This window comes from Streptomyces sp. NPDC079141 (assembly GCF_040686775.1).
GTDB lineage: Bacteria > Actinomycetota > Actinomycetes > Streptomycetales > Streptomycetaceae > Streptomyces.
In genome coordinates, this window is sequence record NZ_JBFBLP010000011.1 from 109,562 (window position 1) to 134,810 (window position 25,249).

23 protein-coding genes are annotated in these 25,249 nt (G+C 70.4%); 20 read left to right on the forward strand and 3 right to left on the reverse strand.

What is annotated here, in order from left to right:
- Window positions 1–16: 16 nt before the first annotated feature.
- Window positions 17–2,215: an elongation factor G-like protein EF-G2 gene (locus AB0Q90_RS27215; RefSeq protein WP_363160693.1), complete on the reverse strand. Its 2,199-nt coding sequence runs from the start codon at window positions 2,213–2,215 to the stop codon at window positions 17–19.
- Window positions 2,216–2,417: 202 nt separating this feature from the next.
- Here AB0Q90_RS27215 and pgsA point away from each other — a divergent pair, with 202 nt between their 5' ends.
- From pgsA to AB0Q90_RS27290, 15 genes are all read left to right on the forward strand, one after another.
- Window positions 2,418–3,152: a phosphatidylinositol phosphate synthase gene (gene pgsA, locus AB0Q90_RS27220; RefSeq protein ID WP_363160917.1), complete on the forward strand. Its 735-nt coding sequence runs from the start codon at window positions 2,418–2,420 to the stop codon at window positions 3,150–3,152.
- On the forward strand, window positions 3,149–4,057 hold the full coding sequence (locus AB0Q90_RS27225; protein ID WP_363160692.1) for a phosphatidylinositol mannoside acyltransferase: 909 nt from the start codon (window positions 3,149–3,151) through the stop codon (window positions 4,055–4,057). Before pgsA ends, AB0Q90_RS27225 begins: the two co-directional genes overlap by 4 nt.
- Entirely contained in the window at window positions 4,054–5,217 is a 1,164-nt protein-coding gene (locus AB0Q90_RS27230; protein ID WP_363160691.1) for a glycosyltransferase family 4 protein, read from the forward strand. The genes AB0Q90_RS27225 and AB0Q90_RS27230 overlap by 4 nt, the downstream gene beginning before the upstream one ends.
- Before the next feature lie 74 nt (window positions 5,218–5,291).
- A complete protein-coding gene (locus AB0Q90_RS27235; RefSeq protein ID WP_363160690.1) occupies window positions 5,292–5,834 on the forward strand; it encodes a hypothetical protein in 543 nt (180 codons plus the stop codon).
- Window positions 5,835–5,947: 113 nt separating this feature from the next.
- On the forward strand, window positions 5,948–6,859 hold the full coding sequence (gene pdxS / locus AB0Q90_RS27240) for a pyridoxal 5'-phosphate synthase lyase subunit PdxS (RefSeq protein WP_363160689.1): 912 nt from the start codon (window positions 5,948–5,950) through the stop codon (window positions 6,857–6,859).
- Window positions 6,859–7,464 carry a pyridoxal 5'-phosphate synthase glutaminase subunit PdxT gene (gene pdxT, locus AB0Q90_RS27245; protein ID WP_363160688.1) on the forward strand — a complete coding sequence of 202 codons (606 nt, stop codon included), beginning with the start codon at window positions 6,859–6,861 and terminating at the stop codon, window positions 7,462–7,464. Before pdxS ends, pdxT begins: the two co-directional genes overlap by 1 nt.
- 49 nt (window positions 7,465–7,513) lie before the next feature.
- On the forward strand, window positions 7,514–8,266 hold the full coding sequence (locus AB0Q90_RS27250; protein ID WP_363160687.1) for a YebC/PmpR family DNA-binding transcriptional regulator: 753 nt from the start codon (window positions 7,514–7,516) through the stop codon (window positions 8,264–8,266).
- A 120-nt stretch (window positions 8,267–8,386) separates the two neighbouring features.
- Complete coding sequence (ruvC, locus tag AB0Q90_RS27255) at window positions 8,387–8,926, forward strand: crossover junction endodeoxyribonuclease RuvC (protein ID WP_363160686.1); 540 nt, start codon at window positions 8,387–8,389, stop codon at window positions 8,924–8,926.
- A complete protein-coding gene (gene ruvA / locus AB0Q90_RS27260; protein WP_363160685.1) occupies window positions 8,923–9,528 on the forward strand; it encodes a Holliday junction branch migration protein RuvA in 606 nt (201 codons plus the stop codon). The genes ruvC and ruvA overlap by 4 nt, the downstream gene beginning before the upstream one ends.
- A 21-nt stretch (window positions 9,529–9,549) precedes the next feature.
- Window positions 9,550–10,620, forward strand: a complete 1,071-nt coding sequence (gene ruvB / locus AB0Q90_RS27265; RefSeq protein ID WP_363160684.1) for a Holliday junction branch migration DNA helicase RuvB — start codon at window positions 9,550–9,552, stop codon at window positions 10,618–10,620.
- Window positions 10,621–10,795: 175 nt separating this feature from the next.
- Window positions 10,796–11,272 carry a preprotein translocase subunit YajC gene (gene yajC / locus AB0Q90_RS27270; protein WP_363160683.1) on the forward strand — a complete coding sequence of 159 codons (477 nt, stop codon included), beginning with the start codon at window positions 10,796–10,798 and terminating at the stop codon, window positions 11,270–11,272.
- Between the two features lie 135 nt (window positions 11,273–11,407).
- Window positions 11,408–13,183, forward strand: coding sequence for a protein translocase subunit SecD (secD, locus tag AB0Q90_RS27275; protein ID WP_363160682.1), 1,776 nt, complete (start codon window positions 11,408–11,410; stop codon window positions 13,181–13,183).
- 1 nt (window position 13,184) lies between these two features.
- On the forward strand, window positions 13,185–14,297 hold the full coding sequence (secF, locus tag AB0Q90_RS27280; protein ID WP_363160681.1) for a protein translocase subunit SecF: 1,113 nt from the start codon (window positions 13,185–13,187) through the stop codon (window positions 14,295–14,297).
- Window positions 14,294–14,833, forward strand: a complete 540-nt coding sequence (locus tag AB0Q90_RS27285) for an adenine phosphoribosyltransferase (RefSeq protein ID WP_363160680.1) — start codon at window positions 14,294–14,296, stop codon at window positions 14,831–14,833. The genes secF and AB0Q90_RS27285 overlap by 4 nt, the downstream gene beginning before the upstream one ends.
- 276 nt (window positions 14,834–15,109) lie before the next feature.
- Window positions 15,110–17,644 carry a RelA/SpoT family protein gene (locus tag AB0Q90_RS27290; RefSeq protein WP_363160679.1) on the forward strand — a complete coding sequence of 845 codons (2,535 nt, stop codon included), beginning with the start codon at window positions 15,110–15,112 and terminating at the stop codon, window positions 17,642–17,644.
- Between the two features lie 64 nt (window positions 17,645–17,708).
- Here the strand turns inward: AB0Q90_RS27290 and AB0Q90_RS27295 are convergent, their stop codons facing one another.
- Together AB0Q90_RS27295 and AB0Q90_RS27300 are read right to left on the reverse strand one after the other, a co-directional pair.
- Window positions 17,709–18,938 carry a DUF349 domain-containing protein gene (locus AB0Q90_RS27295; protein WP_363160678.1) on the reverse strand — a complete coding sequence of 410 codons (1,230 nt, stop codon included), beginning with the start codon at window positions 18,936–18,938 and terminating at the stop codon, window positions 17,709–17,711.
- A 136-nt stretch (window positions 18,939–19,074) separates the two neighbouring features.
- Window positions 19,075–19,923: a peptidylprolyl isomerase gene (locus AB0Q90_RS27300; RefSeq protein WP_363160677.1), complete on the reverse strand. Its 849-nt coding sequence runs from the start codon at window positions 19,921–19,923 to the stop codon at window positions 19,075–19,077.
- A 179-nt stretch (window positions 19,924–20,102) separates the two neighbouring features.
- On the opposite strand from AB0Q90_RS27300, the gene AB0Q90_RS27305 reads away from it, so the two are divergent.
- The 5 genes from AB0Q90_RS27305 (at window position 20,103) to rpsD (ending at window position 25,239) form a co-directional block, all read left to right on the forward strand.
- Window positions 20,103–20,813: an MBL fold metallo-hydrolase gene (locus AB0Q90_RS27305; RefSeq protein WP_363160676.1), complete on the forward strand. Its 711-nt coding sequence runs from the start codon at window positions 20,103–20,105 to the stop codon at window positions 20,811–20,813.
- A gap of 13 nt (window positions 20,814–20,826) precedes the next feature.
- On the forward strand, window positions 20,827–22,089 hold the full coding sequence (gene hisS, locus AB0Q90_RS27310; protein WP_363160675.1) for a histidine--tRNA ligase: 1,263 nt from the start codon (window positions 20,827–20,829) through the stop codon (window positions 22,087–22,089).
- A 176-nt stretch (window positions 22,090–22,265) separates the two neighbouring features.
- Window positions 22,266–22,922: a vitamin K epoxide reductase family protein gene (locus tag AB0Q90_RS27315; protein ID WP_363160674.1), complete on the forward strand. Its 657-nt coding sequence runs from the start codon at window positions 22,266–22,268 to the stop codon at window positions 22,920–22,922.
- Window positions 22,923–22,965: 43 nt separating this feature from the next.
- Window positions 22,966–24,321 (forward strand): replication-associated recombination protein A, encoded by a 1,356-nt coding sequence (locus tag AB0Q90_RS27320; RefSeq protein ID WP_363160673.1) that lies wholly within the window; start codon window positions 22,966–22,968, stop codon window positions 24,319–24,321.
- Window positions 24,322–24,624: 303 nt separating this feature from the next.
- The gene (gene rpsD / locus AB0Q90_RS27325) at window positions 24,625–25,239 is read left to right on the forward strand and encodes a 30S ribosomal protein S4 (RefSeq protein ID WP_015661793.1); all 615 of its coding nucleotides are present in this window, start codon (window positions 24,625–24,627) and stop codon (window positions 25,237–25,239) included.
- The last annotated feature ends 10 nt before the right edge of the window (window positions 25,240–25,249 follow it).

Consider the following 25,249-nt stretch of genomic DNA (forward strand, 5'->3'; position numbering starts at 1 on the left):
TTGTGCCCGGTGCCAACTACGAGGAATCGCGGCTGTCTTCGCGGATCCTTTCGGCGACCTGCGGCGGCATCGGCTCGTGCCGCGCGTAGGAGCGGCTGAAGCGGGCGGTGCCGTGCGACAGCGAGCGCAGGTCGACGGCGTACCGGCCGATCTCGATCTCCGGTACCTCGGCCCGGACCAGCGTGCGGTTGCCCGCGGTCTGTTCCGTGCCCAGCACCCGGCCGCGCCGCCCCGACAGGTCGCTCATCACGGCGCCCACGTACTCGTCGCCGACCAGCACCGTCACCTCGGCCACCGGTTCGAGGAGATGGATCTTCGCGTCGGCCGCGGCCTCCCGCAGCGCCAGCGCGCCGGCCGTCTGGAACGCGGCGTCGGAGGAGTCCACCGAGTGCGCCTTGCCGTCGAGCAGGGTGATCCGCACGTCGATGAGCGGATAACCGGCCGCAACCCCCTTGGTCGCCTGGGCCCTTACGCCCTTCTCGACGGAGGGGATGAACTGCCGCGGCACCGCCCCGCCGACCACCTTGTCCACGAACTCGATGCCCGAGCCGCCCGGCAGCGGCTCGACCTCTATCTCGCAGATGGCGTACTGCCCGTGCCCGCCGGACTGCTTCACATGCCGTCCGCGCCCGCCGGACTTCCCCGCGAACGTCTCCCGAAGGGAGACCTTGTGCGGTACGACGTCGACCTGGACGCCGTACCGGCTGCGCAGTCGCTCCAGCGCGACGTCGGCGTGGGCCTCGCCCAGGCACCACAGCACGACCTGGTGGGTGTCCTGGTTCTGTTCGAGGCGCATGGTCGGGTCCTCGGCGACCAGCCGGGACAGGCCCTGGGAGAGCTTGTCCTCGTCCGCCTTGCTGTGCGCCTGGATGGCGAGCGGCAGCAGCGGGTCGGGCATCTGCCAGGGCTCCATCAGGAGCGGGTCGTCCTTGGCGGAGAGGGTGTCGCCGGTCTCCGCGCGGTTCAGCTTCGCCACGCACGCCAGGTCCCCGGCGATGCAGTGGGTGAGGACCCGCTGCTGCTTGCCGAACGGCCGGGACAGCGCGCCGATCCGCTCGTCGACGTCGTGGTCCTCGTGCCCGCGGTCGGCGAGACCGTGCCCGGAGACGTGCACCGTCTCGTCGGGGCGCAGGGTGCCGGAGAACACGCGGACGAGCGAGACCCGGCCGACGTAGGGGTCGGACGCCGTCTTCACGACCTCCGCCACCAGCGGCCCGTCCGGGTCGCACAGCTTCAGCTCGCGCGGCTTGCCGTCGACCGTCGTGACCCGGGGTGCCTCCCGCTCCAGCGGGGTCGGGAAACCGCCGGTGACCAGTTCCAGCAGCTCGACCGTGCCCAGCCCCTGCCGGGCGCCCTCGGCCGCGGGGGCGGCGGCCAGGACGGGGAAGAAGACCCCGCGCGCGACGGCCCGCTCCAGGTCCTCGACGAGCGTCTTGACGTCGACCTGCTCACCGCCGAGATAGCGGTCCATGAGGGTCTCGTCCTCGCTCTCGGCGATGATCCCCTCGATCAGCCGGTTGCGGGCCTCCGCGATCTGCGGCAGCTGGTCCTCGCCGGGCTCGGACTCCTTGCGCTCGCCGGAGGAGTAGTCGAACAGCTTCTGCGACAGCAGCCCGGTCAGCCCGGTCACGGGCGCGTGCCCGTCGGGCGCCTGCGGGCCGTGCAGCGGCAGGTACAGCGGCAGGACCGCGTCGGGGTCGTCGGCGCCGAAGGCCTGCGCGCAGATCCGCGTCATCTCCTCGTAGTCCGCCCGCGCGGCCTCCAGGTGCGTGATCACGATGGCGCGCGGCATGCCGACGGCCGCGCACTCCTCCCACACCATGCGGGTCGAGCCGTCCACGCCGTCGGAGGCCGAGACGACGAAAAGGGCCGCGTCCGCCGCTCGCAGACCGGCCCTGAGTTCCCCGACGAAGTCGGCGTATCCGGGGGTGTCCAGAAGATTGACCTTGATGCCGTCCCATTCGACGGGCACCAGGGAGAGTTGTACCGAGCGTTGTTGCCGGTGCTCGATGTCGTCGTAGTCGGAGACGGTGCCGCCGTCCTCCACGCGGCCCGCCCGGTTCACCGCTCCCGCCGTGAGGGCGAGAGCCTCCACCAATGTCGTCTTGCCCGATCCGCTGTGGCCGACCAGCACCACATTCCGTACGGACGCGGGGTGGTCGGCCGCTGTTGCCCTGCCGGCGGCCCCGGGGTGTGCGTTCGCCTTGTCGCCCATGGCCTTGCCTCCCGTGCACGGTGAGGTCACTGTGGGCGCGGACATGCGGATCCGCGGTGGCGGCTCCGGTGACGCCCGCGGTTCTTCGAGCTTTCCACTCCCGTCACGGTGCGTCCATACGGCGGACGTGATCGCGCCAGTGGGTCCCGCTCGATTCCGTGAGAAGGCGCCCGGCCGTCGCCCACGCGCGCGCGTGGCTACGATGGGCCAGCCGGTGGCCAGCAGGGGCCGCGCGGCCACACCGACCCTCGGGAAGGCCATGCTGAACAAGTACGCGCGTGCATTCTTCACGCGTGTCCTCACACCGTTCGCCGCGTTTCTGATCCGGCGGGGCGTCAGCCCCGACACGGTCACGCTGATCGGCACCGCCGGCGTGATGGCGGGCGCGCTGGTGTTCTACCCGCAGGGCGAGTTCTTCTGGGGCACGGTCGTGATCACGCTGTTCGTGTTCTCCGACCTGGTCGACGGCAACATGGCCCGCCAGCTGGGCCGCTCCAGCCGCTGGGGCGCCTTCCTGGACTCCACGCTCGACCGGGTCGCCGACGGCGCGATCTTCGGCGGCTTCGCCCTCTGGTACGCCGGCGGCGGCGACGACCTCGTCCTGTGCGCCGTGTCGATCTTCTGTCTGGCCAGCGGCCAGGTGGTGTCGTACACCAAGGCCCGGGGCGAGTCGATCGGGCTGCCGGTCGCCGTCAACGGCCTGGTCGAGCGCGCCGAGCGCCTGGTGATCTCGCTGGTCGCGGCCGGTCTCGCGGGCCTGCACAAATTCGGGGTACCCGGCATCCAGTACCTGCTGCCCGTAGCGCTGTGGATCGTCGCCGTGGGCAGCCTGGTCACGCTGATCCAGCGGGTCGTCACCGTACGCCGGGAGTCCGCGGAGGCGGACGCGGCGGCCGCGCAGGAGAACGCCGCACAGGGGAGCGAGGCCGCGACATGAGGGCCCAGGAGCGGCTGACGGACGCGTTGTACGGCCTCGGCTGGAGCACCGTCAAGAAGCTTCCCGAGCCGGTCGCCGTCCGGCTCGGCCGCACCGTCGCCGACGCCGCCTGGAAGCGGCGCGGCAAGGGCGTGCAGCGGCTGGAGAGCAACTACGCGCGCGTGGTGCCCGACGCGAGCCCCGAGCGGCTCGCGGAGCTCTCGCGCGCGGGCATGCGCTCGTACCTGCGCTACTGGATGGAGTCCTTCCGGCTCCCGGCCTGGAGCGCCGAACGCGTCAAGGGCGGCTTCGAGCCCAAGGACGTGCACTACCTGACCGAGGGCCTCGCCTCCGACAAGGGAGTCATCCTGGCCCTGCCCCACCTGGGCAACTGGGACCTGGCGGGCGCCTGGGTCACCACCAAGCTGGAGACCCCCTTCACGACGGTCGCCGAACGCCTGAAGCCGGAGACCCTCTACGACCGCTTCGTCGCCTACCGCGAGGGCCTCGGCATGGAGGTGCTGCCGCACAGCGGCGGCTCGGCCTTCGGCACGCTGGCCCGGCGGCTGCGCGACGGCGGCCTGGTCTGCCTGGTCGCCGACCGTGACCTGTCCGCCTCCGGCGTCGAGGTGAAGTTCTTCGGCGAGACGGCCCGGATGCCGGCCGGACCGGCCCTGCTCGCGCAGCAGACGGGCGCGCTGCTGCTGCCGGTGACGCTCTGGTACGACGACTCGCCCGTGATGCAAGGGCGCGTGCATCCACCGGTCGAGGTGCCCGAGACAGGTACCCGGGCCGAGAAGACGTCTGTCATGACACAGGCGCTGGCCGATGCCTTCGCCACGGGGATCGCCGAACATCCGGAGGACTGGCACATGCTGCAGCGCTTGTGGGTCGCCGACCTCGACCCCGAGAAGGGCCCGTCGTGAGGATCGGCATCGTCTGCCCGTACTCCTGGGACGTGCCGGGAGGCGTCCAGTTCCACATCCGGGATCTGGCCGAGTACTTCATCCGCCTCGGCCACGAGGTGTCCGTGCTCGCACCCGCCGACGACGACACCCCGCTGCCGCCGTACGTCGTCTCGGCAGGCCGCGCGGTCCCGGTGCCGTACAACGGCTCGGTGGCCCGGCTGAACTTCGGCTTCCTGTCGGCGGCCCGGGTGCGGCGCTGGCTGCACGACGGCGAGTTCGACGTCGTCCACATCCACGAGCCGTCCTCGCCCTCCCTGGGCCTGCTGACCTGCTGGGCCGCGCAGGGCCCGCTCGTGGCCACCTTCCACACCTCCAACCCGCGCTCCAAGGCCATGATCGCCGCGTACTCGATCCTCCAGGCCGCCCTGGAGAAGATCAGCGCGCGGATCGCGGTGAGCGAGTACGCCCGCCGTACCCTCGTCGAGCATCTGGGCGGCGACGCGGTCGTCATCCCCAACGGTGTCGACGTCGACTTCTTCGCCAAGGCCGAGCCCAAGCCGGAGTGGCAGGGCGAGACGATCGGCTTCATCGGACGGATCGACGAGCCCCGCAAGGGCCTGCCGGTGCTGATGAGGGCGCTGCCGAAGATCCTCGCCGCCCGGCCGCAGGCCAGGCTCCTGGTCGCGGGCCGCGGCGACGAGGAGGAGGCCGTGGAGAACCTGCCCGCGGAACTGCGCTCGCGCGTGGAGTTCCTCGGCATGGTCAGCGACGAGGACAAGGCGCGCTTGCTGCGCAGCATCGACCTCTACGTCGCCCCCAACACCGGCGGGGAGAGCTTCGGGATCATCCTCGTCGAGGCGATGTCGGCCGGGGCGCCGGTCCTCGCCTCCGACCTGGACGCCTTCGCGCAGGTGCTCGACCAGGGGGCGGCGGGCGAGCTGTTCGCCAACGAGGACGCCGACGCGCTGGCCGAGGCGGCCGTACGGCTGCTGGAGGACCCCGCCCGCCGCGCCGAGCTGCGCGAACGCGGCAGCACGCACGTACGGCGGTTCGACTGGTCGACGGTCGGCGCCGACATCCTCTCGGTCTACGAGACGGTGACGGCCGGCGCCGCTGCGGTGGCCGCGGACGAGCGGACGTCGGGGCTGCGGGCGCGGCTGGGGCTGGCGCGGGACTGAACCGGGGTGCGGGACCGAGCCCCTGGCGTGGGGTCCCGTAGCGCCGGCGGCGCGCCTCGGTAACCTTGCCGCCCGTGACCGCAACCCTGATCTGGATCCTTGTCGCCCTCGTCGCGATCGGCCTCTACCTGAGCTGGACGGCGGGCCGTCTGGACCGGCTGCACGCCCGGATCGACGCGACCCGCGCCGGGCTCGACGCACAGCTGCTCCGGCGGGCCTCGGTGACCCAGGAACTGGCGACCTCCGGGGTGCTCGACCCGGCGGCCTCGATCGTCCTGTACGAGGCGGCCCACGCCGCCCGGCAGGCCGAGGAGGAGCAGCGCGAGGTGGCCGAGAGCGAACTGAGCCAGGCGCTGCGTGCCGTGTTCGCCGAGACCCAGCAGGTGGAGGCGGTGCGGGAGGCGCCCGGGGGTGAGGCGGCCGCCCGTGAGCTGACCGAGGCGGTGCTCCGGGTGCCGATGGCGCGCCGCTTCCACAACGACGCCGTGCGGGCGGCCCGGGCCCTGCGCCGGCACCGCAAGGTGCGCTGGTTCCGGCTGGCGGGACACGCCCCGTTCCCGCTGGCGTTCGAGATGGACGACGAGCCGCCGGCGGCCCTCGCCGAGCGCTCGGCCTGAGGCCACTGGCCGGAAAACGAGCCACCGCCTCATCATTGGCCCTTGCTGTGGCCTGGTCCGCTCACGTTTCCTCAGTGCTGCAGAAACCCTCTTTCACTTCAGCGAGGTCATCCGTGTCCAGCACGCTCTCCGAAAACCAGGCCCCCGAGACCGGCACCGCCCGCGTGAAGCGCGGCATGGCCGAGCAGCTCAAGGGCGGCGTGATCATGGACGTGGTCAACGCCGAGCAGGCGAAGATCGCCGAGGACGCCGGCGCCGTGGCCGTCATGGCCCTGGAGCGGGTCCCCGCCGACATCCGCAAGGACGGCGGCGTGGCCCGTATGTCCGACCCGAACATGATCGAGGAGATCATCGGCGCGGTCTCCATCCCCGTGATGGCCAAGTCCCGCATCGGCCACTTCGTCGAGGCCCAGGTCCTGCAGTCCCTCGGCGTCGACTACATCGACGAGTCCGAGGTCCTCACCCCGGCCGACGAGGTCAACCACTCCGACAAGTGGGCGTTCACCACCCCCTTCGTCTGCGGTGCCACCAACCTGGGCGAGGCCCTGCGCCGTATCGCCGAGGGCGCCGCGATGATCCGCTCGAAGGGCGAGGCCGGCACCGGCAACGTCGTCGAGGCCGTGCGCCACCTGCGCCAGATCAAGAACGAGATCGCCCGCCTGCGCGGCTACGACAACAACGAGCTGTACGCCGCCGCCAAGGAGCTGCGCGCCCCGTACGAGCTCGTCAAGGAGGTCGCCGAGCTGGGCAAGCTGCCGGTCGTCCTCTTCTCCGCCGGTGGTGTGGCCACCCCCGCCGACGCCGCGCTGATGCGCCAGCTCGGTGCCGAGGGCGTCTTCGTCGGCTCCGGCATCTTCAAGTCCGGCGACCCGGCCAAGCGCGCCGCCGCCATCGTGAAGGCCACCACCTTCTACGACGACCCGAAGATCATCGCCGACGCGTCCCGCAACCTGGGCGAGGCCATGGTGGGCATCAACTGCGACACCCTCCCCGAGGCCGAGCGCTACGCGAACCGGGGCTGGTAATGACCGCTCCCGTTGTCGGAGTGCTCGCACTCCAGGGCGACGTACGGGAGCACCTCATCGCCCTGGCCGCGGCCGACGCCGTGGCCAGGCCGGTGCGGCGCCCCGAGGAACTCGCCGAGGTGGACGGCCTGGTCATCCCCGGCGGTGAGTCCACGACCATCTCCAAGCTGGCCGTCCTGTTCGGCGTGATGGAGCCCCTCCGCGCGCGCGTGCGGGCCGGCATGCCCGTCTACGGCACCTGCGCCGGCATGATCATGCTGGCCGACAAGATCCTCGACCCGCGCTCGGGCCAGGAGACGATCGGCGGCATCGACATGATCGTGCGCCGCAACGCCTTCGGACGCCAGAACGAGTCCTTCGAGGCCGCGCTCGACGTGAAGGGCATCACGGGCGATCCTGTGGAGGGCGTCTTCATCCGCGCCCCGTGGGTGGAGTCCGTCGGCGCCGAGGCCGAAGTGCTCGCCGAGCACGAGGGGCACATCGTCGCCGTCCGCCAGGGCACCGCGCTCGCCACGTCGTTCCACCCGGAGCTGACCGGCGATCACCGCGTGCACTCCCTGTTCGTCGACATGGTGCGCGCGAACCGAACGGCGGAGTCCTTGTAGGATCTCTGGCGTTCGTTGTTTGGATGGGTTACGCGAAGGAGACAGGCAGATGTCCGGCCACTCTAAATGGGCTACGACGAAGCACAAGAAGGCCGTGATCGACGCCAAGCGTGGCAAGCTCTTCGCGAAGCTGATCAAGAACATCGAGGTCGCGGCCCGGATGGGCGGCGTCGACGTCGAGGGCAACCCGACTCTCTACGACGCCATCCAGAAGGCGAAGAAGCAGTCGGTCCCGAACAAGAACATCGACTCCGCGGTCAAGCGCGGCGGCGGTCTTGAGGCCGGCGGCGCCGACTACGAGACGATCATGTACGAGGGCTACGGCCCGAACGGCGTCGCGGTGCTCATCGAGTGCCTCACCGACAACCGCAACCGCGCCGCCTCCGACGTCCGCGTCGCCATGACCCGCAACGGCGGCAACATGGCCGACCCGGGCTCGGTGTCGTACATGTTCAGCCGCAAGGGCGTCGTCATCGTCCCCAAGGGCGAGCTGACCGAGGACGACGTCCTGGGTGCCGTCCTGGACGCGGGCGCCGAAGAGGTCAACGACCTCGGCGAGTCCTTCGAGGTCATCAGCGAGGCCACCGACCTGGTCGCGGTCCGCACCGCCCTCCAGGAGGCCGGCATCGACTACGACTCGGCCGACTCCAGCTTCGTGCCGTCCGTCCAGGTCGAACTGGACGAAGAGGGCGCCAAGAAGATCTTCAAGCTGATCGACGCGCTGGAGGACAGCGACGACGTGCAGAACGTCTTCGCCAACTTCGACGTCAGCGACGAGATCATGGAGAAGGTAGACGCCTGAGCCGACGCTCACGCTCGAACGGGCCGACGGGACACACCCGTCGGCCCGTCGCGTTGTCGGGCGTTGTCAGTGGCACCCGATAGCCTGCACAAACAGGCGATCGAAAGTGAGGGGGGCGCGGTGCGCGTACTGGGGGTGGACCCCGGACTGACGCGGTGCGGTGTCGGCGTCGTCGAGGGAGTCGCGGGCCGGCCGCTCACCATGCTCGGTGTGGGCGTCGTACGCACGCCCGCGGACGCCGAGTTGGGCCACCGGCTCGTCGCCATCGAGCAGGGCATCGAGGAGTGGCTGGACGAACACCGGCCCGAATACGTCGCCGTGGAGCGGGTCTTCAGCCAGCACAACGTCCGCACGGTGATGGGCACCGCCCAGGCCAGCGCCGTCGCCATGCTCTGCGCCGCCCGCCGTGGCATCCCCGTCGCCCTGCACACCCCCAGCGAGGTCAAGGCCGCCGTCACCGGCAGCGGCCGCGCCGACAAGGCGCAGGTCGGCGCCATGGTCACCCGTCTGCTGCGGCTCAGCGCGCCGCCCAAGCCCGCGGACGCCGCCGACGCCCTCGCGCTCGCCATCTGCCACATCTGGCGGGCCCCCGCCCAGAACCGACTCCAGCAGGCCGTGGCCCTGCACACAGCCACAGCATCGAAAGGCCGTACGGCATGATCGCCTTCGTGAGCGGCACGGTCGCCGCACTCGCCCCCGACGCCGCGGTGGTCGAAGTGGGCGGCGTCGGCATGGCCGTGCAATGCACGCCCAACACGCTGTCCACCCTGCGTCTCGGCCAGCCGGCCAAGCTCGCCACCTCCCTCGTCGTCCGTGAGGACTCGCTGACCCTGTACGGCTTCGTGGACGACGACGAACGCCAGGTCTTCGAGCTGCTCCAGACCGCGAGCGGCGTCGGACCGCGCCTGGCCCAGGCGATGCTCGCCGTGCACACGCCGGACGCGCTGCGCCGCGCCGTCGCCACCGGCGACGAGAAGGCGCTCACCGCCGTCCCCGGCATCGGCAAGAAGGGCGCGCAGAAGCTGCTGCTGGAGTTCAAGGACCGCCTCGGCGAGCCGATCGGCGCCCCCGCGATCGGCGCACCGGTCTCCCAGGGCTGGCGCGACCAGCTGCACGCCGCCCTGATCGGCCTCGGCTACGCCACCCGCGAGGCCGACGAGGCCGTGACGGCGGTCGCCCCCCAGGCCGAGGCCGCCGAGGGCACGCCCCAGGTGGGCCAGCTGCTGAAGGCAGCCCTTCAGACGCTGAACCGCGCCCGCTAGCCCGCACCGAGGAGAACGTCAGTGAACTGGGACGACACGACCGACGCCACCGCCTCCGAGCGGCTGGTGGGCTCTGTCGCCGACCGTGAGGACCAGGCCGTCGAGGCGGCGCTGCGCCCCAAGGACCTGGGCGAGTTCATCGGCCAGGAGAAGGTGCGCGAGCAGCTCGACCTGGTGCTGCGCGCCGCACGCGCGCGTGGCGCCACCGCCGACCACGTGCTGCTCTCCGGCGCCCCCGGCCTCGGCAAGACCACCCTGTCGATGATCATCGCCGCCGAGATGGGCGCCCCGATCCGCATCACCTCGGGCCCCGCCATCCAGCACGCCGGCGACCTCGCGGCGATCCTCTCCTCCCTGCAGGAGGGCGAGGTCCTCTTCCTCGACGAGATCCACCGCATGTCCCGGCCCGCCGAGGAGATGCTCTACATGGCGATGGAGGACTTCCGCGTCGACGTGATCGTCGGCAAGGGCCCCGGCGCCACCGCCATCCCGCTCGAACTGCCCCCCTTCACCCTGGTCGGCGCCACCACGCGCGCGGGCCTGCTGCCGCCCCCGCTGCGCGACCGCTTCGGCTTCACCGCGCACATGGAGTTCTACGAGCCCACCGAGCTGGAGCGGGTCATCCACCGCTCGGCGAACCTCCTGGACGTCGAGATCGGGTCCGAGGGCGCCGCCGAGATCGCCGGCCGCTCCCGCGGCACGCCCCGTATCGCCAACCGTCTGCTGCGCCGTGTCCGCGACTATGCGCAGGTCAAGGCCGACGGCGTGATCACCAAGGACATCGCGGCGGCGGCCCTCGCGGTCTACGAGGTCGACTCGCGCGGCCTGGACCGCCTGGACCGGGCGGTCCTGGAGGCGCTGCTCAAGCTGTTCGGCGGCGGTCCCGTCGGCCTGTCCACCCTCGCGGTGGCGGTGGGGGAGGAGCGCGAGACCGTGGAGGAGGTCGCCGAGCCCTTCCTCGTACGGGAGGGCCTGCTCGCCCGCACCCCCCGCGGCCGGGTGGCCACGCCCGCCGCATGGGCGCATCTCGGCCTCACCCCGCCCCGCTCGCAGACCACGGGAAACGGACAACAGGACCTCTTCGGGGCGTGACGGCTTCGTGACGGCGCGGGCATTGGCAGGGTCAGGAACCTGGGTGCCATGCTGAGCGTTGTTCCTTGCACGCGGACTCGCTTAGACTCCGCCGATGCCGCCGTTGTCGGCGGCACACATACCCCCAACCATCAGGCCGCTCACCATCGCGGTCGTGTGAAGGAAGTTCCGACCCGTGAGTCTCGTGACCCTCCTCCCGTTCATCGTGCTCATCGGGGCCATGTTCCTGATGACTCGGTCGGCCAAGAAGAAGCAGCAGCAGGCTGCCGACATGCGGAACCAGATGCAGCCCGGTTCCGGCGTCCGCACGATCGGGGGCATGTACGCCACGGTCAAGGAGGTCAACGACGACACCGTCCTCGTTGACGCCGGTCCGGGTGTGGAACTGCTCTTCGCGAAGAACGCCATCGGTGCCGTCCTCTCGGACGACGAGTACAACCGCATCGTCCACGGCGTCGAGCACGACCTGAAGACCGACGCCGACGTCGTCCCGGACGACGCCTCCTCCCTCACCGAGTCCGAGTCCGCCGACGCTGCCGCCGCCTCCGACGAGAAGCCCGTCGACCTCGGGAAGAAGGACGAGGACGCGGACGAGGAGCCGAAGGCCGACGTCGAGCCGAAGAAGACCGACGGCGACTCCGACGCGAAGTAGCCGCCTCCCGGAGCGCGTGGGCGCCGCCCGCGCGCCCCGGGACATGCGCAGCTCTCGCACGGGGATCCCGACACCATGTCATGGCCGCCCGCTCGCCGACCCGGCGCGAGGCGGCCCGAGAGGGAGTACGAGAAGGTGGCAGCACCTAAGAAGGGCCGGAGCGCGAGCGCCCAGAGCAGGCCAGGGCGCTCGCTGGTCCTCATTCTGATCGCCATGGTGGCGCTCACCGGGGGAATGTTCCTCACCGGGGACACCACTCCGCGTCTCGGCATCGACCTTGCCGGCGGTACGAGCATCACGCTCCGGGCGGAGGCCGAGCCGGGCCAGGAATCCGCGATCAACAAGACCAATATGGACACCGCCGTCGAGATCATGGAACGGCGCGTCAACGGTCTTGGTGTCTCGGAGTCCGAGGTTCAGACCCAGGGCGACAAGAACATCATCGTCAACATCCCCAAGGGCACGAACTCCAAGGAAGCCCGGGAACAGGTCGGCACCACCGCCAAGCTGTACTTCCGCCCGGTCATCGCCACCGAGGTCTCCGGCGCCGCCGCGACGACCAGCCCGTCCCCGAGCGCCTCCGGCAGCGCGACGGACAAGGCCACGGACAAGGCGACCGACAAGGCGACCTCCTCCTCGTCCCCCTCGGCGTCCGCCACGCCGTCGGCGACCTCCACCACCCAGGGCCGCGCGGTCACCGACGCCCTGAAGGCCGACCCCACCCCGTCGGACAGCGCGTCGGCGAGCGGCGACGCCTCCCCGTCCGCGAGCAGCAGCGCCTCCGCCGACACCAGCAAGCTCGAAGCGCAGTACGCCGCGCTCGACTGCACCGACGAGACGGCCCGCGCCAAGGCCGGCGACGGCGCCAAGCCCGAGGACTCCACCGTCGCCTGCGGCCAGAACGCCGGCGGCCAGTGGCAGAAGTACATCCTGGGCCCGGCCGAGGTCGACGGTACGGACGTCGACGAGGCCGAGGCGGTCTTCAACACGCAGAGCGCCGCGGGCTGGACCGTCACCATGAAGTTCACGGGCGAGGGCACCAAGAAGTTTGGTGAGATCACCGGCAAGCTCGCCCAGAACCAGCAGCCGCAGAACCAGTTCGCCATCGTCCTGGACAACGAGGTCGTCTCGGACCCGTCCGTCAGCCAGGCGCTGACCGGCGGCAGCGCCGAGATCTCCGGCAACTTCAACCAGGAGTCGGCGCAGAGCCTCGCCAACATGCTGTCGTACGGCGCCCTGCCGCTGTCCTTCAGCGAGGACAGCGTCACCACGGTGACCGCCGCGCTCGGCGGCGAGCAGCTGCGGGCCGGCCTGATCGCGGGCGCGATCGGTCTCGCCCTGGTCGTCATCTACCTGGTGGCCTACTACCGGGGCCTGTCGCTCATCGCGGTCGCCTCGCTGCTGGTCTCCGCCGCCCTCACCTACGTGATCATGTCGCTGCTCGGCCCGGCCATCGGCTTCGCGCTGAACCTGCCGGCCGTCTGCGGCGCCATCGTCGCCATCGGCATCACGGCGGACTCGTTCATCGTGTACTTCGAACGCGTCCGGGACGAGATCCGCGAGGGCCGTTCGCTGCGCCCCGCCGTCGAGCGGGCCTGGCCGCGCGCCCGGCGCACCATCCTGGTCTCCGACTTCGTGTCGTTCCTCGCCGCCGCGGTGCTGTTCATCGTCACGGTCGGCAAGGTCCAGGGCTTCGCGTTCACGCTCGGCCTGACCACCGTGCTCGACGTGGTGGTCGTGTTCCTGTTCACCAAGCCGCTGCTGACCATCCTGGCGCGCAGGAAGTTCTTCGCCAACGGCCACCCGTGGTCCGGGCTCGACCCCAAGCGGCTGGGAGCCAAGCCGCCGCTGCGCCGTACCCGCCGTCCCGCCGGACCTGCCGCGGGCCCCGTCGAGACGAAGGAGGCCTGAGATGTCGAAGCTCGGCAACCTCGGCGCCCGACTGCACCGCGGCGAGGTCGGCTACGACTTCGTCGGCAACCGCAAGATCTGGTACGGCCTGTCCATCCTGATCACCATCACGGCCATCGTCGGCCTGGCGGTGCGCGGCCTGAACATGGGCATCGAGTTCCAGGGCGGAGCGGTCTTCACCACCCCGAAGACCTCCGTCTCGGTCTCCCAGGCGCAGGAGTACGCGGAAGAGGCCTCCGGCCACGACGCGATCGTCCAGAAGCTCGGCGACGGCAAGCTCCGCATCCAGGTCGCGGGCATCGAGACCAAGGAGGCCGACCGGGTCTCCGCGGAGCTCGCCAAGGACCTGAAGGTCGACGAGAACGACGTCACCGGCGAGCTGGTCGGCCCCAGTTGGGGTGAGCAGATCGCCAACAAGGCCTGGCAGGGACTCGGGATCTTCCTGGTCCTCGTGGTGATCTACCTGGCGATCGCGTTCGAGTGGCGCATGGCCGTCGCCGCGTTCGTCGCCCTGATCCACGACATCACCATCACGGTCGGCATCTACGCCCTGGTGGGCTTCGAGGTCACCCCGGGCACGGTGATCGGTCTGCTGACGATCCTCGGTTACTCGCTCTACGACACGGTCGTCGTCTTCGACAGCCTCAAGGAGCAGACGAGGGACATCACCAAACAGACCCGCTGGACCTACAGCGACGTCGCCAACCGCTCGATCAACAGCACCCTGGTCCGGTCCATCAACACGACCGTGGTCGCGCTGCTGCCGGTAGCGGGCCTGCTGTTCATCGGTGGCGGCTTCCTCGGCGCCGGCATGCTCAACGACATCTCGCTGTCGCTGTTCGTCGGCCTCGCGGCCGGTGCGTACTCCTCGATCTTCATCGCCACGCCGCTCGTCGCCGACCTCAAGGAGCGCGAGCCGCAGATGAAGGCCCTGCGGAAGCGTGTGCTCGCCAAGCGGGCCCAGGCCGCCGCCAAGGGCGAGTCCCTGGACGCCGCGGTCGAGGAGCCGTACGACGACGAGCCCGAGGACGCCGCTCCGGCGGTCGTCGGCCCGCGCAACCAGCCCGCGTCCCGCACCCGGGGCCGTGGCCGCCCCTCGGGGAAGCGCCGATGACCGACATCGAGGAGCTGCTGCTCAGCCGCATCCGCGACGTGGCCGACTACCCGGAGCCGGGCGTGATGTTCAAGGACATCACCCCGCTGCTGGCCGACCCGTCCGCGTTCATGGCGCTCACCGACGCCCTCGCCGGGATCGCCGAGCGCACCAACGCCACCAAGGTCGTCGGCCTGGAGGCCCGGGGCTTCATCCTCGGCGCCCCGGTCGCCGTCCGCGCCGGCCTCGGCTTCATCCCCGTACGCAAGGCGGGCAAGCTCCCCGGAGCCACCCTCAGCCAGGCCTACGACCTGGAGTACGGCTCGGCGGAGATCGAGGTGCACGCGGAGGACCTGCGCGCGGACGACCGCGTTCTCGTGGTGGACGACGTGCTTGCCACCGGCGGCACCGCCGAGGCGTCGATCCAGCTGGTCCGCAGGGCGGGCGCCGAGGTCGCGGGCCTCGCCGTCCTGATGGAACTCGGCTTCCTCGGCGGCCGCGTCCGCCTGGAGCCGGCCCTGGCCGGCGCCCCACTGGAGGCGCTGCTCAGGCTCTGAGCCACCACGCGCGCGGGGCGCACGCATCCCTTGGGGGAAGCGTGCGCCCCGCGCGCATGTGCGGGCCGCGCAACGACGCAAAGACGCCCGTACAAGAGCCCCGCGAAAGCCGTCGGCCACCCCCGGGACACCGCCCAGGAATCCCTGGGTCACCTCTTGCGTTACTTCGGTGTACGGCCCTCACATCGGCCTGAAGGCGATCCTCGGGCGCAGGATCGCTACCATGGGGTCTCCGGAGCCTGACCGGGGGACCCGGATCGCGCACGAGGAGTCCTCTTGCCAGACGAGGCCCAGCACCTGACCGCCGCCAAGCCCGAGTCCGCCTCGGGCCCCGCGGCCAAGCCCGCGCCGAACACGTCGCACGCGAAGAACGACACCCGCGGGCCGGTCGAGCACGCCCAGTCCGCGCCCGTCGACAAGTCGGCCGAGCAGTCGCGCCCCAAGCCGGCCCCGCCCGAGCGCCCCACGACGCCCGCGGTCCGCCCCAACACCGGCCAGCCACCCCGCTCCGGCTCCTCCAACCGCGTCCGCGCCCGTCTCGCCCGCCTCGGCGTCCAGCGCTCCAACCCGTACAACCCGGTGCTGGAGCCGCTGCTGCGGATAGTGCGCAGCAACGACCCGAAGATCGAGACCGCCACCCTCCGCCAGATCGAGCGCGCCTACCAGGTCGCCGAGCGCTGGCACCGCGGCCAGAAGCGCAAGAGCGGCGACCCGTACATCACGCACCCGCTCGCCGTCACCACGATCCTCGCCGAGCTGGGCATGGATCCGGCCACGCTGATGGCGGGCCTGCTGCACGACACCGTCGAGGACACCGAGTACGGCCTCGACCAGCTCCGCCGTGACTTCGGCGACTCCGTCGCCCTCCTCGTCGACGGCGTCACCAAGCTGGACAAGGTCAAGTTCGGCGAGGCCGCGCAGGCCGAGACCGTGCGCAAGATGGTCGTCGCCATGGCCAAGGACCCGCGCGTCCTGGTCATCAAGCTCGCCGACCGCCTGCACAACATGCGCACCATGCGCTACCTCAAGCGCGAGAAGCAGGAGAAGAAGGCGCGCGAGACCCTGGAGATCTACGCGCCGCTCGCCCACCGCCTGGGCATGAACACCATCAAGTGGGAGCTGGAGGACCTCGCCTTCGCGATCCTCTACCCCAAGATGTACGACGAGATCGTCCGGCTGGTGGCCGAGCGGGCACCGAAGCGTGACGAGTACCTGGCCATAGTGACCGACGAGGTCCAGCAGGACCTGCGCGCGGCCCGCATCAAGGCCACCGTCACCGGCCGCCCGAAGCACTACTACAGCGTCTACCAGAAGATGATCGTCCGCGGCCGTGACTTCGCGGAGATCTACGACCTGGTGGGCATCCGCGTCCTGGTGGACACCGTCCGCGACTGCTACGCGGCCCTGGGCACCGTCCACGCCCGCTGGAACCCGGTTCCGGGGCGGTTCAAGGACTACATCGCGATGCCCAAGTTCAACATGTACCAGTCGCTGCACACGACGGTCATCGGACCCAACGGCAAGCCGGTCGAGCTCCAGATCCGCACTTTCGACATGCACCGCCGCGCCGAGTACGGCATCGCCGCGCACTGGAAGTACAAGCAGGAGGCCGTCGCCGGCGCCTCGAAGGTGCGCACCGACGTGCCCAAGGCCGGCAAGGGCAAGGACGACCACCTCAACGACATGGCGTGGCTGCGCCAGCTGCTGGACTGGCAGAAGGAGACCGAGGACCCGGGCGAGTTCCTGGAGTCCCTGCGCTTCGACCTGTCCCGCAACGAGGTCTTCGTCTTCACCCCCAAGGGCGATGTCATAGCGCTCCCGGCCGGGGCCACCCCGGTCGACTTCGCCTACGCCGTCCACACCGAGGTCGGCCACCGCACCATAGGGGCGCGGGTCAACGGCCGTCTCGTACCGCTCGAATCCACCCTGGACAACGGCGACCTGGTCGAGGTCTTCACCTCCAAGGCGGCCGGCGCCGGCCCCTCCCGCGACTGGCTCGGCTTCGTGAAGTCGCCGCGCGCCCGCAACAAAATCCGGGCGTGGTTCTCCAAGGAGCGCCGCGACGAGGCCATCGAGCAGGGCAAGGACGCCATCGCCCGCGCGATGCGCAAGCAGAACCTGCCGATCCAGCGCATCCTCACCGGCGACTCGCTCGTCACGCTGGCGCACGAGATGCGCTACCCCGACATCTCCTCGCTCTACGCGGCGATCGGCGAGGGCCATGTGGCCGCGCAGAACGTCGTACAGAAGCTGGTGCAGGCCCTCGGCGGCGAGGAGGCGGCCACCGAGGAGATCGACGAGTCGGTACCGCCGGCCCGCGGCCGCAGCCGCAAGCGCCGCAGCAGCCAGGACCCCGGTGTCGTGGTCAAGGGCGTCGACGACGTCTGGGTCAAGCTCGCCCGCTGCTGTACGCCCGTCCCCGGCGACCCGATCATCGGCTTCGTCACCCGGGGTAGTGGCGTATCGGTTCACCGCAGCGACTGCGTCAACGTGGAGTCACTCTCCCGTGAGCCCGAGCGCATCCTCGACGTCGAGTGGGCGCCCACCCAGTCCTCGGTCTTCCTGGTCGCCATCCAGGTCGAGGCCCTCGACCGCTCCCGGCTCCTGTCGGACGTCACGCGCGTCCTGTCCGACCAGCACGTCAACATCCTCTCCGCGGCCGTCCAGACCTCCCGCGACCGCGTCGCCACCTCCCGCTTCACCTTCGAGATGGGCGACCCCAAGCACCTGGGACACGTCCTGAAGGCGGTCAGGGGCGTCGAGGGCGTCTACGACGTCTACCGGGTGACCTCGGCGCGCAGCCGGTCGTAACGGCCGTAGGAGAACGAAGAAGGGGCTCCCCGCGGGGAGCCCCTTCTCATGTGCACCGGCGTCGTCAGCCGCCGAACTCCTGAAGACCCTTCAGCGCCTGGTCCAGCAGGGCCTGGCGGCCGTCCAGCTCACGCTGCAGCTTGTCGGCCCTGGCGTTGTTGCCCTGGGCGCGCGCCTGCTCGATCTGGCCGCGCAGCTTGTCCACGGCGGCCTGGAGCTGACCGGTCAGACCCTCGGCACGCGCGCGTGCCTCCGGGTTCGTCCGGCGCCACTCGGCCTCCTCGGCCTCCTGGATGGCCCGCTCCACGGCGTGCATCCGGCCCTCGACCTTCGGCCGGGCGTCCCGCGGCACATGGCCGATGGCCTCCCAGCGCTCGTTGATCGAGCGGAACGCGGCGCGTGCGGCCTTCAGATCCGTCACCGGGAGGATCTTCTCGGCCTCATGGGCCAGCTCCTCCTTCAGCTTCAGGTTCTCGGACTGCTCGGCGTCGCGCTCGGCGAAGACCGAGCTGCGGGCGGCGAAGAAGACGTCCTGGGCGCCGCGGAAGCGGTTCCACAGGTCGTCCTCGTGCTCGCGCTGGGCACGGCCGGCGGCCTTCCACTCCGCCATCAGGTCGCGGTAGCGCGCCGCCGTCGGACCCCAGTCCGTGGAGCCGGACAGCGCCTCGGCCTCGCCGACCAGCCGCTCCTTGGTCCTGCGGGCCTCCTCGCGCTGCGCGTCCAGCTGCGCGAAGTGCGCCTTGCGGCGCTTGGAGAACGCCGACCGGGCGTGCGAGAAGCGGTGCCACAGCTCGTCGTCCGACTTGCGGTCCAGCCGCGGCAGCCCCTTCCAGGTGTCCACCAGCGCGCGCAGCCGCTCACCCGCGGCCCGCCACTGGTCGGACTGGGCCAGTTCCTCCGCCTCGACGACCAGCGCCTCCTTGGAGTGCCGCGCCTCGTCGGACTGCTTGGCGCGCTGCGCCTTGCGCTCCTCACGCCGCTTGTCGACGGTCTCCACGAGCTTGTCCAGCCGGACCCGCAGGGCGGCCAGGTCGCCCACCGCGTGATGGGCGTCGACCTGCTCCCGCAGGTGGTCGATCGCCGTCTGCGCGTCCTTCGCGGACAGGTCGGTGGTCTTCACTCGCTTTTCGAGGAGGCCGATCTCGACAACCAGGCCCTCGTACTTGCGCTCGAAGTAGGCCAGCGCCTCCTCAGGGGAGCCGGCCTGCCAGGAACCGACGACCTGCTCGCCGTCGGCCGTACGCACGTACACGGTCCCCGTCTCGTCGACGCGGCCCCACGGGTCGCTGCTCACAGCGCCTCCTCCACATGATGCCTGCGAGGGGCTTCAGGGCCCCTGGGCATCGTCCACAGTTTCGTCACGGCCAACATAGGCGACCGGCGGGTTGCCTGTCCGCATCCCGCGCGACCGAAATTTCGCACTTGAGGGGTCAGGATTTGGTGACAGTTGCCTTGTTGATCACCACGGTCGCGTTCGGCGCCGTGTTGCCCGTCGTGGGGTCCGCGGCCTGCGCTCCCGCGGCCGCCAGCTCCTTGAGGACCTTCATGCCCGACTCGGACACCGTGCCGAACGGCGTGTAGTCGGCCGGCAGCGGACTGTCCTGGTAGACGAGGAAGAACTGGCTGCCGCCCGAGTCGCGGCCCTCCCCGGTCTGCGCGTTGTACTGGTTGGCCATCGCGACCGTGCCCGCCGGATAGACGTCGCCCTTGAGGGTCTTGTCCTTGAGGTTCTCGTCCGGGATCGTGTAGCCGGGACCGCCGCTGCCGGTGGCCGTCGGATCGCCGCACTGGAGCACGAAGATGCCGCTGTCGACCAGCCGGTGGCACTGGGTGTGGTCGAAGTAGCCCTTGCCCGCAAGGAAGTTGAACGAGTTGACCGTGTGCGGGGCGGCCGAGGCCTTCAGCGCTATGTCGATGTCACCGCAGGTCGTCGCCAGCTTCATCGTGTAGTCCGCCGACTTGTCGATGGTCATGGCCGGCTCCTTCTTCCAGCTCATGGTCTCGACCTTGCCCTCGGCGGCCTTCTCACAGGGGTCGGGCGCCTTGCTGGTCGGCGTGGCGCTCGGGGTGACCTCCGCGCCGGCGTTCGACTTGCCGTCGTCCCCGTCGAAGGCGCCGGCCGTGTAGAGCCCGAGGCTGCCGATGAGGACGACGCCGACCGCCGACGCGATCACCGCATTGCGCGTGCGTGACTTGCGCCGCGCGTCCGTGCGCCGCTGCTGCTGCCGCAAGAACTTCTCCCGGGCGAGCTGACGCCGCCGCTGTTCCTGGCTGACCACGGGGTTGTCTCCTCATGCGTCTCGTACGTCGACCGGTACGCGTGTGTGCAGCGGGTCGACCGTCTGCGTGTGCCCCGTACCGTATATGGGTTCGCTGAGGAATCGGCAGCGCCGGTAGGCTCTGACCTCAGGCGCAGCCCACCGACTTGTCACCCGAACCGACACAACGAAGGACGATCGTGCTCATTGCCGGGTTCCCCGCCGGGGCCTGGGGGACGAACTGTTATCTCGTCGCCCCCGCCGTCGGCGAGGAGTGCGTGATCATCGACCCCGGCCACCAGGCCGCCCAAGGTGTCGAGGAAACGCTGAAGAAGCATCGCCTCAAGCCCGTCGCCGTCGTCCTCACCCACGGCCACATCGACCATGTGGCCTCGGTCGTCCCCGTGTGCGGCGCGCACGACGTACCGGCCTGGATCCACCCCGAGGACCGGTACATGATGAGCGACCCCGAGAAGGCGCTCGGCCGCTCGATCGGCATGCCGCTGATGGGCGAGCTGACCGTGGGGGAGCCGGACGACGTCCACGAGCTCACCGACGGCACGAAGCTGGAGCTGGCGGGCCTGGAGCTGTCGGTCGCCCATGCGCCGGGCCATACCAAGGGGTCGGTGACCTTCGGCATGCCCGAGGCGGCGGACATCCCGCCGATCCTGTTCTCGGGCGACCTGCTGTTCGCCGGCTCCATCGGACGCACCGACCTGCCCGGCGGTGACATGGCCGAGATGCTCGACTCGCTGGCCCGCGTGTGCCTGCCGCTCGACGACTCGACCGTGGTGCTGTCCGGCCACGGCCCCCAGACGACCATCGGCCAGGAGCGCGCCACCAACCCGTATCTGCGGCAGGTGAGCGCCGGCCAGGGAGCAGCCCAGCAGGCTCCCCGACGAGGAATGTGACGAGAGACCTTCCGTGAGCACCTTCAAGGCCCCCAAGGGCACCTACGACCTGATCCCGCCGGACAGCGCCAAGTACCTGGCCGTCCGCGAGGCGATCGCGGCCCCGCTGCGCAACTCCGGCTACGGCTACATCGAGACGCCCGGCTTCGAGAACGTCGAGCTGTTCGCACGCGGTGTCGGTGAGTCCACCGACATCGTGACCAAGGAGATGTACGCCTTCGAGACCAAGGGCGGCGACAGGCTCGCCCTGCGCCCCGAGGGCACGGCCTCCGTGCTGCGTGCCGCCCTTGAGGCCAACCTGCACAAGGCGGGCAACCTCCCCGTCAAGCTCTGGTACTCGGGCTCGTACTACCGCTACGAGCGCCCCCAGAAGGGCCGTTACCGCCACTTCTCCCAGGTCGGCGCCGAGGCGATCGGTGCCGAGGACCCCGCGCTGGACGCCGAGCTGATCATCCTGGCCGACCAGGCGTACCGCTCCCTGGGCCTGCGCAACTTCCGCATCCTGCTGAACAGCCTGGGCGACAAGGAGTGCCGCCCGGTCTACCGGGCCGCGCTCCAGGACTTCCTGGGCGGCCTGGACATCGACGACGACACGCGCCGCCGCGCGGAGATCAACCCGCTGCGCGTCCTGGACGACAAGCGCGAGTCGGTCCAGAAGCAGCTCGGCGACGCCCCGCTGCTGCGCGACTACCTCTGCGACGCCTGCAAGGCGTACCACGAGGAGGTCCGTGAGCTGATCACGGCCGCGGGCGTCTCCTTCGAGGACGACCCCAAGCTGGTGCGCGGCCTGGACTACTACACGCGTACGACCTTCGAGTTCGTCCACGACGGCCTGGGCTCCCAGTCCGCGGTGGGCGGCGGCGGCCGCTACGACGGCCTGTCCGAGATGATCGGCGGCCCGGCGCTGCCGTCCGTCGGCTGGGCCCTCGGCGTGGACCGCACGGTCCTCGCCCTGGAGGCGGAGGGCGTCGAGCTCGAACTCCCCTCCACGACCAGCGTGTTCGCGGTCCCGCTCGGCGAGGAGGCCCGCCGCGTGCTGTTCGCGAAGGTCACCGAGCTGCGCAAGGTCGGCATCGCCGCCGACTTCTCCTACGGCGCCAAGGGCCTGAAGGGTGCCATGAAGAACGCCAACCGCAGCGGCGCCCGCTACACGGTCGTGGCCGGCGAGCGGGATCTGGCCGAGGGTGTCGTCCAGCTCAAGGACATGGAGTCCGGCGAGCAGACGGCGATCGGCGTGAACGAGATCGTGGCCGAGCTGGAGGCGCGGCTCGGCTGAGCAGTCGACGGGGGCCTCGCGTCAACGCGAGGCCCCCGTCGTCTGTCCTGAATCGAACGCTCCGATTCCCTCGCGCGGGTTCCCTTATCTCCAGCGAACGGTGGGCACGCGCGCGTGTGCGGCACAATGACCCGTGTCCGGAGAAGGTCCAACTCTCAAGTGACGGAATCGGCGTGATGAGCAAGACGACAGTCAAAGACGTCTCCACCGAGCCGGAGCCGGAGCGCACCGCCGAGGCGCCGCGCACGGTGGGCGGCAGCCGCGCGTTCGCGCTGATGCTGGTGATCACCGGCGCCGCCGGACTGCTCGCCGCGTGGGTCATCACGATCGACAAGTTCAAGCTGCTCGAAGCCAAGGTCGAGGGCAGGACGTTCGTCCCCGGGTGCAGCCTGAACCCCGTCGTCTCCTGCGGCAGCGTCATGGAGAGCGACCAGGCCTCGGTCTTCGGCTTCCCCAACCCGATGCTCGGCCTCGTCGCCTACGGCATCGTCATCTGCGTCGGCGTCAGCCTGCTCGCCCGCGCCCGCTTCCCGCGCTGGTACTGGCTCACCTTCAACGCGGGCGCGCTCTTCGGCGTGAGCTTCTGCGCCTGGCTGATGTTCCAGTCGCTGTACCGGATCAACGCGCTGTGCCTGTGGTGCTCGCTGGCCTGGGTCGCCACGATCATCATGTTCTGGTACCTGACCTCGTTCAACGTGCGCAACGGCCTGCTGCCCGCGCCGCAGTGGCTGAAGAGCTTCTTCGGCGAGTTCACCTGGGTCCTGCCCGTGCTGCACATCGGCATCATCGGCATGCTGATCCTGACCCGCTGGTGGGACTTCTGGACCGGCTGACAGCCCGGACGGGATTGTCAGTGCGGTGATTTAGGGTTTCAGCGTGGAGCCCGACCTGTTCACCGCCGCAGCAGAAGAACGCCAGGAAAAGGACCCGGCAGCCAGCCCGCTGGCCGTACGGATGCGCCCGCGCACCCTCGACGAGGTGGTGGGCCAGCAGCACCTGCTCAAGCCGGGCTCACCCCTGCGCAGACTGGTCGGCGAGTCCGGCGGCGGCCCCGCCGGACCCTCCTCGGTGATCCTGTGGGGCCCGCCCGGCACCGGCAAGACCACCCTGGCGTACGTCGTCTCCAAGGCCACCAACAAGCGCTTCGTGGAGCTGTCCGCGATCACCGCCGGCGTCAAGGAGGTCCGCGCGGTCATCGACGGCGCCCGCCGCGCCACCGGCGGCTACGGCAAGGAGACCGTTCTCTTCCTCGACGAGATCCACCGCTTCAGCAAGGCCCAGCAGGACTCCCTGCTCCCGGCCGTCGAGAACCGTTGGGTGACGCTGATCGCCGCGACCACCGAGAACCCGTACTTCTCGGTGATCTCCCCGCTGCTGTCCCGCTCCCTGCTGCTGACGCTCGAACCCCTCACGGACGACGACCTGCGGGGCCTGCTGCGGCGCGCGCTGACCGACGAGCGGGGCCTCAAGGGCGCCGTCACCCTCGCCGAGGACACCGAGGCCCACCTGCTGCGCATCGCCGGTGGCGACGCCCGGCGCGCCCTGACCGCCCTGGAGGCCGCCGCCGGGGCCGCGCTCGACAAGGGCGAGCAGGAGATCGGTCTGCAGACGTTGGAGGAGACGGTCGACCGGGCCGCCGTGAAGTACGACCGCGACGGCGACCAGCACTACGACGTGGCCAGCGCCCTGATCAAGTCCATCCGCGGCTCCGACGTGGACGCCGCCCTGCACTACCTGGCCCGGATGATCGAGGCCGGCGAGGACCCCCGCTTCATCGCCCGCCGCCTGATGATCTCCGCCAGCGAGGACATCGGCCTCGCCGATCCGAACGCCCTGCCCATCGCGGTCGCCGCCGCCCAGGCCGTAGCCATGATCGGCTTTCCCGAGGCCGCCCTCACCCTCAGCCACGCCACCATCGCTCTCGCCCTGGCCCCGAAGTCCAACTCCGCGACCACCGCGATCGGCGCCGCCATGGAGGACGTACGCAAGGGGCTGGCCGGGGCTGTGCCGCCGCATCTGCGCGACGGGCACTACAAGGGTGCCGCCAAGCTCGGGCATGCCCAGGGGTACGTGTATCCGCACGACCTGGCGGAGGGCATCGCCGAGCAGCAGTACGCCCCGGACGCGCTCAAGGACCGTGAGTACTACGAGCCGTCCCGGCACGGGGCGGAGTCGCGGTACGCGGACGCCGTGGAGTGGACCCGCAAGCGCCTCGGTCGCAGGCGGTCCTGAGCGCCCTGTAGAATCCCTGGAAGTGCTGCGTCCTGTGCAGTCAGAACAGGACAGTCAGCCGGAGTCCTGGCCCCCGGGTCGGACTCCAGGAGCGTCGCGCACCGTTCGAATGGTGTCGCGGGCAGCCCACCACCATCCGTCGTACGGCGGGACCGGTCGGTGGGCCACTCGCGTGCTGCACGTATGTGCCCAGACCAGGGGAGCGGCTGCCCGGAAGGTCCCGAGCGGACCTGATGGGTTTCCCCGGCTGCGGATGCGACCTCCTTCAACCCTGACAAGCCGAACACTGAGAAATGAGAGATTGTGGCGAACCAGTCCCGCCCCAAGGTCAAGAAGTCGCGTGCCCTCGGCATCGCGCTGACCCCGAAGGCCGTCAAGTACTTCGAGGCCCGTCCCTACCCGCCGGGTGAGCACGGCCGTGGCCGCAAGCAGAACTCGGACTACAAGGTCCGTCTGCTGGAGAAGCAGCGTCTGCGTGCGCAGTACGACGTGTCCGAGCGCCAGCTCGTCCGCGCCTACGAGCGTGCCTCGAAGGTCCAGGGCAAGACCGGTGAGGCCCTGATCATCGAGCTTGAGCGTCGTCTCGACGCCCTGGTGCTGCGTTCGGGCATCGCCCGCACGATCTACCAGGCCCGTCAGATGGTCGTGCACGGCCACATCGAGGTCAACGGCCAGAAGGTCGACAAGCCGTCGTTCCGCGTCCGTCCCGACGACGTCGTGATGGTCCGCGAGCGCAGCCGCGAGAAGACCCTCTTCTCGATCGCCCGTGAGGGCGGCTTCGCCCCCGAGGGCGAGACCCCGCGCTACCTCCAGGTGAACCTCAAGGCCCTGGCGTTCCGCCTGGACCGTGAGCCGAACCGCAAGGAGATCCCGGTGATCTGCGACGAGCAGCTCGTCGTCGAGTACTACGCCCGTTGATCCTTCAGCG